Source organism: Fodinibius sediminis (assembly GCF_900182555.1).
Taxonomy (GTDB): domain Bacteria; phylum Bacteroidota; class Rhodothermia; order Balneolales; family Balneolaceae; genus Fodinibius; species Fodinibius sediminis.
The window spans coordinates 307769-316571 of sequence record NZ_FXTH01000004.1 but is presented as its reverse complement, the minus strand read 5'-3'; the positions used below and the strand labels follow the sequence as shown (position 1 = coordinate 316571).

The 8803-nt window shown below is 40.5% G+C and carries 5 protein-coding genes and 1 tRNA gene; 1 reads left to right on the top strand and 5 read right to left on the bottom strand.

Features of this window, described 5'->3' with window-relative positions:
- Positions 1-112 precede the first annotated feature (112 nt).
- The 4 genes from FN808_RS06565 to FN808_RS06550 all read right to left on the bottom strand — a co-directional run bounded on the left by FN808_RS06565 (position 113) and on the right by FN808_RS06550 (position 5875).
- A complete protein-coding gene (locus tag FN808_RS06565) occupies positions 113-3958 on the bottom strand; it encodes a type IIG restriction enzyme/methyltransferase (RefSeq protein ID WP_142713751.1) in 3846 nt (1281 codons plus the stop codon).
- A 278-nt stretch (positions 3959-4236) separates the two neighbouring features.
- Positions 4237-4608: a hypothetical protein gene (locus tag FN808_RS06560; protein ID WP_142713750.1), complete on the bottom strand. Its 372-nt coding sequence runs from the start codon at positions 4606-4608 to the stop codon at positions 4237-4239.
- Positions 4609-4618: 10 nt separating this feature from the next.
- Positions 4619-4885 (bottom strand): hypothetical protein, encoded by a 267-nt coding sequence (locus FN808_RS06555; protein ID WP_142713749.1) that lies wholly within the window; start codon positions 4883-4885, stop codon positions 4619-4621.
- Between the two features lie 612 nt (positions 4886-5497).
- Positions 5498-5875, bottom strand: coding sequence for a response regulator (locus FN808_RS06550; protein WP_142713748.1), 378 nt, complete (start codon positions 5873-5875; stop codon positions 5498-5500).
- A gap of 435 nt (positions 5876-6310) precedes the next feature.
- Between FN808_RS06550 and FN808_RS06545 the strand changes: the two genes are divergently transcribed.
- On the top strand, positions 6311-8050 hold the full coding sequence (locus tag FN808_RS06545; protein WP_221929946.1) for a BspA family leucine-rich repeat surface protein: 1740 nt from the start codon (positions 6311-6313) through the stop codon (positions 8048-8050).
- A 567-nt stretch (positions 8051-8617) separates the two neighbouring features.
- Here the strand turns inward: FN808_RS06545 and FN808_RS06540 are convergent.
- Positions 8618-8705, bottom strand: a tRNA-Leu gene (locus tag FN808_RS06540).
- Between the last annotated feature and the right edge of the window lie 98 nt (positions 8706-8803).

Below are 8803 nucleotides of genomic sequence, written 5' to 3'. Positions count from 1 at the left end.
GCAGCTAGCCATTCGATTTGGAGATCGGCTGCCACTGGACTTAACCCGTAACCCTGAAAAATAAACAAACCGGACAGAGTTTAGTTTACACACCCGACTACTTCACTTCAATTTATTCCACACTCTCTTCCACAATCGCGATCTCTTCCACACTTAACTCATAGAGCTCATAAACAAGCTGATCTATCTCCTCCTCCAGTTTACTGGTATCAGCTTGGGGATCGTTTTCCTTAGCAGTGAGAATTTGATCGACGAGTGATTCGACTTTTTCTTTTGTTTCACTCTCTGGTTTTACAATCGGAATTTGCTCTAAATACTGATAAATGAATCTGAGATAATTCCCGCGATACTTTGAACAGATATTGCGATAAAAGAAGTCTATTAAATTAGATGCTAATACACCTAATAAATACTTTTCGCTGTTACATATCATATAGGCAGTGTTTACCATATAATATTCACCAGTATTATCAAGGGTAAAATTCCCGCGGTCTGCAATGTCAGGGAGTATTATTTTTGGTTGTTCAAATTCGTCATAATAAGAACAAGCCCGTAATTCCCACCAATATTCCCCTTGGTCATATCTCTTTTTAGCCTTCTCTTCGTATTGTGACAGATGTTTTGCTATGGCCGGATATTCAGACCTAAACCAATCCCATTTATTCTCATCATTTGTTTGGTCATTAGTCCACCCATTTGGTATAAGAATTAAATATTGTTTAGTCTTAGGGGTTTCATACCTATTGATATCCCTTCCCTTCAAAAAAGGTTTTATCAAATCATCACTCCGTTGGTCTTGGGAAATGAGGTTTTCCCTTTGCTCTTGATCAATAATAAAGGCCTTATTAAGACCTGTTAGAATTCCCCTATATATTTTGCCATTAACATATTTTTCTAACGAATTACCTTGCTTCCTTAATTTTTGAATTAGCTCTTGCCCATCTTGACTAATTAAGGTCCATCCTTCGTCCAATAGTTTAGTTTGATCAACCTTCATTTCTAAATGATCAACTCTCTTGTCTAAACTTTCAAAATTTAAATCTTCTATTGTTGCTGCTTGAAAAACATTGTTTACATCTGTGTTATGTAAACCTAGTAAACATGGATACGTTGTTGCTTCCTCAAAAACAGGAAGATCACCAAAATCTACTATTGACTTAATCTGATGGTTTCGCAACCATTTTCGAAGCGATTTCCCATAATTAGCCCTCATCCATTTATTTGAAACGATGTATTGAAAATGCCCTTTCTCTTTAAGTATTTGCATTCCTTTCTGAATAAAATACTGGTACAAATCAGCCGTACCATGGTATACCTCATAACTTTCTTTTAAATATGGTTTAATCTCTTTAAGTAATTCCTGCCTCACATACGGCGGATTCCCAATCACCACATCAAATCCGGTATAGTTTCCGTCCTCATCCAACACTTCAGGGAACTCAAACCGCCATTCAAAGGCCTGATCATAAAAGCTGGCGTTTTCGAGTTCAACCAGCTCCTCTTCCAGTTTTGCTATTTTCTTTTCAGCCCTTTTAATTTTTTTCTGCTCTTTCTTGCTTTTCTTCTCTCCCTCAAACAGATCCAGTTTGGTTTCTTCACGAATCAGGATCTCTTTCTGCTTTTTGAGGTCCTGCCGCACCGGGTGCAGCTCTTTAAGTCCCACTGAAAAGCTCTCTTTAATAGAGCTGATCTGCTCCTTTAGCGCCCGTTTATCCACTCGCTCACCAGTTTCCTTATAACTTCTGACAGCCCGTTTGTACTCTTCAATGATCAGGTCTTCGTTATTTGACAAAATGTGGGAAAGGTCAGCATTAAGATCGAATCGGCTGACCAGAGAGTTTCCCTGCTTGATGTTAATATCAATGTTGGGCAGTACCTCAAGCTGTTGGAAGCCCGTACTTTCCTTGTAATAGGCATGTTTGAGCAGCTCAATCCAGAGGCGCAGACGGCAAATATTCACCGAATTGGGATTGATATCCACTCCAAACATACAGTTTTCAATGAGGATATTCTTCTCCCTAAATATCGCTTTCTGCAGTCGCTGGGTATCAGGTCCAACTGTTCGTTCAATACTGTTATCGTCTTTCCAGCTGTGATGCACGCGGTACTCAAAGAAGGGATCTTGACCCACCGAAATGCTGAGCTCATCATTATCTACGCTTATCTCCACATCACGAATCCGCTGGTTATGATCATCCACAAAGATCCGGAGATCGCTTTTAATGGCTATCAGTTCGTTTAAGGCCGAAACCAGGAAGTGCCCGGACCCGACGGCCGGATCACAAATAGTAGTGCTGTTTACAATCTCATTGGCCTCCTTATAAGGCACTTCATGGCGTGAAATTTTACCGGCCACCCCTTCAATATCTTCACAATCCCAATCCTCGAACGTATCATTAAACTTTTGCACAACCGCCCGACGAATGGTTTCCCGACACATATATTCGGTGATGTAACCGGGGGTGAAGAACGAGCCGTCCTTATAGCCGTTGATCTTTTCAAAGATGCGTCCAAGTACGGAAGCATTAATCAAAGTTTTGGCTTCCTCTTGGACTTCGGCCGTGCCTTCCGTGTTAAAGTTATAGGCGTCCAAAAAGCGGAGCAGGTATTCCAGGGCCGATATCTTTTCTCCTTTCAGGCGCTCCCCGTCACGATTGCGTATTTTACTTCGGGGATGGACCGGCATCTGAAGCCCATCTTCCAACTCGGAAATGCGAATGGTTTGCCGTTCAATCTCGGCAACATCAAATAGTGAGCTATTTAAATAGGGGATATGCCCAAAGTGAGTGTTGATCCGGTCGGATCGCTCCTCCCCAGGGACCGCTAATACCTGGAAGAACAACTTATTAAGTCCATCGTACTCTTTAATATCCCGATGATTCAAAAACCGAAACCGCCCGTCTTCCTGGTGATATTTGTAGAGTTGAGCTTCCAGCAGTTTCAAAAACAGGATACGATTAATCCATGTGATCAGCAGCTGAATAGCTACATTGAAAAGCTGTTCGTCCTCATTCTGGCCATATTCTTTTCGGTTGGGAAGTTGGGACAGTACATTTAAGCTTTTGAGCTGAATAACCGTATTTTCAATCAGAGAAGCATGCTGCCGGTTCTCCTTATCGAGCCGGGTAATATAATGGGTGCCTTTCTCTTTATACTCTTTGAGCCCCATGATATACAGCAGCTCCCGGTAAAAGGCCTTATTGAGCTCATTACTATCGCTGGCAAAGGGGAGTTTAAGCAGATGCGTAGGGGTGAAGAACTTAAAGACCGGTACCAGCTTTTTCTGTTCGTCCCGGCTCAGGTCCTCCTTTTCAAGGAGCTTTCGATACTTCTTAACATTCAGTTTGGTCGCTTTAATTGTGATATCCAATTCATCTATAAATTCTGATAGATGATCGTAGACAAACTGGGTACTTGAACTTACTTTTTGTCCCTTTTTCCACTGCTGGTACCAACCCCTCAGCTTCTTGGATTCATAGAAATGCCGCTCAAAATCCTGCCCGTCAAAGATAAACCAGTTATAGATATCGGTAACAATGACATACTTAATATCTTCATTGCCGTTATCGATGCGTTCCCGCAGGTAATAAAAAATGGACTGCTGAAATCCTTTTTTATTAACGTCCTCTTTGGTGATCATTTGAGAACGATTAGAAGGCTTTTTCGCCTCAATAATAACACCGACATACGACTTCTTGGATTTTCCATTATAGATAGCCAGGTCCTGGTCCTTCTTGGTGTTGATATAATACTTTTCCTCAAAGTTCGTATAGTTAAGGAACGGCCGGATCAACCCCTTGAGATGTTCTTCGGATTCTCCATCCTGGACCGCCTCATCTGCCTGATGTAATAGTTTTAACAGGCGCTGCCGGAAAGTTTCAAACTCTGTTTTGGAAATGGACTCTTGAAGGAACGCATTATCAACCGCTCTTCGTGCAGATATTGTCTCTATGTGCATCAGTAAATAATTAAAAAACCAACAGTGTTATTTTGGCCTTATTCTAAGTACTGTAAAGGGAACAAGCAAAAAATGGCCAAGTTTAGCGAGAAGAAAAAATATGTCGTGCAAATTTGGCTTCTAAGCGGCGATCGCAGCTTGTTATACAGGATATCATGAGCTAAATAGGCAATAAAAACCAGTTACTGCAGATCAATAAATAAAGTGAGTAAAACAAAATCTGATAGAAAAGTGGATGGCCATAACCGTGGCCCATATAAAGAACATTGGTGAGACCGTCATCGCTTGGGCAGATCCGATAAGGATACCCGCTGGTACGCCCCGCTTTTACTGTCCTCCGGATGCGGCTCGAGTCCAATAATGGTGATCTGTTTCCGGCCCGGCCCGTACACCCAATACATCCGCCAGGCATGTTTGCCCTGGCCCACATACGACTGAAATACTTTCTGGCCGTATCGCCGGGTTAAATCATCAATTTCATGGGTTTGCAGTCCCCGGTGCCGGGGATCCGCTGACAGGAACCGGATAGATTTTCCCAATTTTTTAAATAATTCCTGCTCGTCCCCGCTTAATGATCCTTCCTTTTTGCGCCTGGTCAAATCATCCCATAGCGCTTTCATTTCCGGAATCCCCATGAGTATATCAAACATAGATAGGTCGTTACTCCTCGAGCAGTTCTTCCAGCTCTTCCATATCTACCGGCTTAGAAACCTGTCCCTTTTTCAGATTTTTCATTGCTTTATCCATCATTTTCAATGTCCGTCTGGAAATTTCATCGGGATGAATTAACTCCCGGGGACTCAGCTCGACGGTTCCATCTTCGTATTCGGTCACATGGTAGTGCCGGGTCCGGGCGCCCCGGATGGTTAGTCGCTTCTTGGAGTCGATTTTGGCGTCGTACTCCCTTTTTTTGGTTGCAGGTGTCATAATGGTCTGTGTTTGTCTTAGGGTACAAATCCTTGTGGGATTTCCCACAATATAGCTATTATAACGATCAGTACCCAAAAAATGTTCCCCTCTGGCTGTTGACGCTCTCTTCCTCTACAGCGTTGGCTTTGCGGGGTATAAATCAATGGGTTCCTATTTAAGTAACCAGAGATGATACTTCCGGGCTTGTTTGCTAATTCCTTACTTTTTTACGTTAGCCGGAGCTAAAAATTTTAAGCAGAAGCACCCAAAGGGGCATTTTTCAAAAGTTATCCACGCAGAAACGGTTGCAAACTCAACGAATATTAATGTCACCTTATACATTTTTTTTCATATAAACCACGCAGTAACGGTCAAATAGAACAATAGATTTTTCATATATTCTCATTATGAGAGGGTAGTCAGGAATCTATTTTAGTAACTCACGAGATATAATTATTGTACATTGTTTATGGCACTTTCAGATAAACATCAGGACCAGATAGGCTTATTTGTTAACCGAGGGTATGTAGCCGTAGTTTTGACCTTCTAGGGCAAGTTAATCGAGAGGGTAAATCTGATTTATATTCCTTGAAAATGGCAATAGAAGGGCGTGGATACTAAGTTTTTTAATTACTGCTTGTTTGCTTTCTGAATGGATGCTTCGAGGTCGTCCAGCTCTATAGGTTTTACCAGGAAATCGGTATAGCCCGTTTCCTGGGCTCTTTCTTTGTACGATGGGCAGGAGTTGCCCGTAATGTAGATCACCGGGACTTCTGATGACTTACGTATTTGCTGCATGGCGGCAATTCCGTCAATATTATCTTTGAGCTGGATGTCCATCAAAATGATATCCGGTTCATGTTTTTGCGCCAGGCTTATAGCCTTTTGGCCGGTGGTTGCTTTTTCAACAACTTCATAGCCCATTTTGCTAATCATACGTTCTAAAAGCATAGAGATGATCATATCATCTTCTACGATAAGTACTTTTAGGGATTCATCTGGTTGCATCGTTCTTTTGTACCCTTCAATGACCTTAATAGAAAATTTTAGATAGCTAATAAAAAGAATATTTCTGATTTAACCTAAAAGCATTTCCCATGCTGCACCAGAGTCACCTAGATTTACTGGTCAATAGACTGGCCATGGAAAAACGCCTATAGGTTGATGGTGAAACGCCCTGGCACAGCAATAATTCCCAACGGTTTCAAACACAGAATACTTATTTCGTAATAAAAATTAAGCTCTTAGAATCGAAGTTCGAGATTGGAGCACTTGAACCTATTTTGAGGCTGTTGTTTCTATGTAGGATATCGGTGGTTTGTACCTTTCTTGCGTGAAATAGTTAGCCTTGTGGGGTATGCAATGCCATTAGGTTGCGTAGTCTTTAATCAATCAATACCTTTTGTTGGGTACAAATCAATAATAAAAGGACACCATTCAGTCTTGAGAAAACTATTCTTACCAGTTGTAACTTTAGTAAGCCTATTAATTATATCATGCAGTGAAAGTGGTACTGGCCCCAATAATGAGGAACCTACTACTTATTTGGTAAATGTAGATGTAACTCCTTCTGAAGCTGGAACTACTTCCCATTCTTGGGGCACCTATGATGAAGGCGAAGAAATTGAGCTAAAAGCCAACCCTAACGATGGTTATATCTTTAAAGGATGGACTGGAGACATCGAAATTTCAGAGAATCCCTATTTATTAACTGTCGATCAAGATTATGAGATCACAGCAAAGTTTGCTATCAAATCATACGAGCTAACAATTAATGAAGAAGGGAAGGGTACAGTTTGGGAAGAAGTAATTGAGCAAAAATCTAAAAGATATGATCATGGAGCGGTTGTAGAGCTCACAGCTCAAGCCGGTGACGGGTATAGATTTGCAGAATGGCAGGGTGACATTACAAGTTCTGAGAATCCTGTTAAAATTACGATCGATACTCCCAAAGAGGTAACCGTTATTTTTGAAAAAATATTTTACCTTGCAGAGAATGGTGTAACTGTAAAATGTCCTGAAGCTGAAATGGGAGACACAGGGACTGTTAATGGGCTAACCTATACTAAGCGAAAAGCAGAACAGATCACTACCTCAAACGCCTCTTCTACGTGTACAAGCGGAATAACCTGGATGCCTCAATTGTTTAAGGGTGAAGAAAATTTCAATGGAGATATCAGTTCTTGGGATGTCAGTAACGTAATTGATATGGCTTATATGTTTTATGGTGCCTCTAACTTTAACCAAGACATTAGTCACTGGGATGTGAGTAGTGTAACTCGAATGAGTAACATGTTCTACAGTGCCTTTGACTTCAATCAAGATATCGGATCATGGGATGTTAGTAGTGTGACAAGTATGGCTTGGATGTTTGCTGGTGCAAATGTTTTCAATCAGGATATCAGTAGCTGGGATGTTAGCAGCGTAACAAATATGACCCATATGTTTTACAGTGCCTTAGAATTTAATCAAGATATTGGTAATTGGGACGTCAGCAGCGTAACGGATATGAGTAAAATGTTTCTATACGCCGAGAATTTTAATGGAGATATTAGCAACTGGGATGTTGGCAGTGTAACAGATATGAAGGAGATGTTTTATATTGCTTTTGCCTTTAACCAAGACATCGGTGACTGGGACGTTAGCAACGTTACAAATATGAAAGAAATGTTTTTTGCTGCTAAGGCTTTCAATCAGGACATTGGTAGCTGGAATGTTAGTAGTGTTACTACTATGGAAGGGTTGTTTAATGGCGCTGATTCTTTCAATCGAGACATCAGTAGCTGGGATGTTAGTAACGTAACAAACATGGAAGAAATGTTTAATGATGCTAACAGTTTTAATCAGAATCTTAATAAATGGGATGTCAGTAATGTAACAACGATGGAAAGCATGTTTTTTCACGCTCACTCCTTTAATGGAGATATTGGCAATTGGGACGTGAGTAATGTAAAGAATATGTCTTCGATGCTAAGAACAACTGATGCTTTTAATCAAGATATTAGCCACTGGGATGTTAGTAATGTAACTAATATGGATTACATGTTTAAAGAAGCAGCCTCCTTCAATCAAGATATTAGCGGCTGGTGTGTATCAAATATCACTTCGGAACCATTACGTTTTGCATTAAGTAGTCCATTGCAAGATAGCTATAAACCTGTTTGGGGGACTTGCCCTGAATAAATAAATCTGCAACCTGTTCCCTTTGAGTAGAAGGTCAGGGAGTGTAAACATAACCCCTTTGAAGTGATAAAAATTGATTTAATTACTTATTGAGTACTATCTAAGCCTTTTTGATAACCGATAATACTTCGAAAACCTACCGTTATAACTTAAAAAAGTAAGGAATTGGGACACCCCATTCTATGTGCTGTAATGGGATATTTTAAAAGTGAAGAAAATTAACTAGGAAAGCCTGTTATGATTTAAAATGGGAAAGATCCCTGTTAATTGGCCTTATAAAGGCTAAAATAAAGGTCCAAAAACGATGACTTTACATATTGGTCAATTATAGGACGAAGCTGAATAATAATACTATATTGGGGAGAATGAAGGGAGATTATGACAAACTGTTATAGGGATAAAAAGAATCTTCGTTGTTTTGGAAGAACCCCATACTGTTATACCAGAATGCTCCAATTTATAGGGAGGAAGCCAAGCCAGAAGGAGAAAAATAGGCACTTTGTTTAACCAATGTTAAACCAAAAAACCCTAAGTTATTTAAAAACAATAACTTAGGGTTTTAATAAGTACCCGAGGCCGGACTCGAACCGGCACTGGTATTTAGATACCAATCGGATTTTAAGTCCGACGCGTCTACCAATTCCGCCACTCGGGCAGTGGAATAATATAATGGAATCTCATGAGAAGGAGAACTGCTCGGTTCTGACCATCCCGAAATGAGACGCTCAATATAATAGTTTCCGGTCGACAACT

Excerpts from the sequence above, each read along its gene's own strand:
- FN808_RS06565 (WP_142713751.1), bottom strand. The coding sequence starts at position 3,958 with ATGCACATAGAGACAATATCTGCACGAAGAGCGGTTGATAATGCGTTC.
- FN808_RS06560 (WP_142713750.1), bottom strand. The coding sequence starts at position 4,608 with ATGTTTGATATACTCATGGGGATTCCGGAAATGAAAGCGCTATGGGAT.
- FN808_RS06555 (WP_142713749.1), bottom strand. The coding sequence starts at position 4,885 with ATGACACCTGCAACCAAAAAAAGGGAGTACGACGCCAAAATCGACTCC.
- FN808_RS06550 (WP_142713748.1), bottom strand. The coding sequence starts at position 5,875 with ATGCAACCAGATGAATCCCTAAAAGTACTTATCGTAGAAGATGATATG.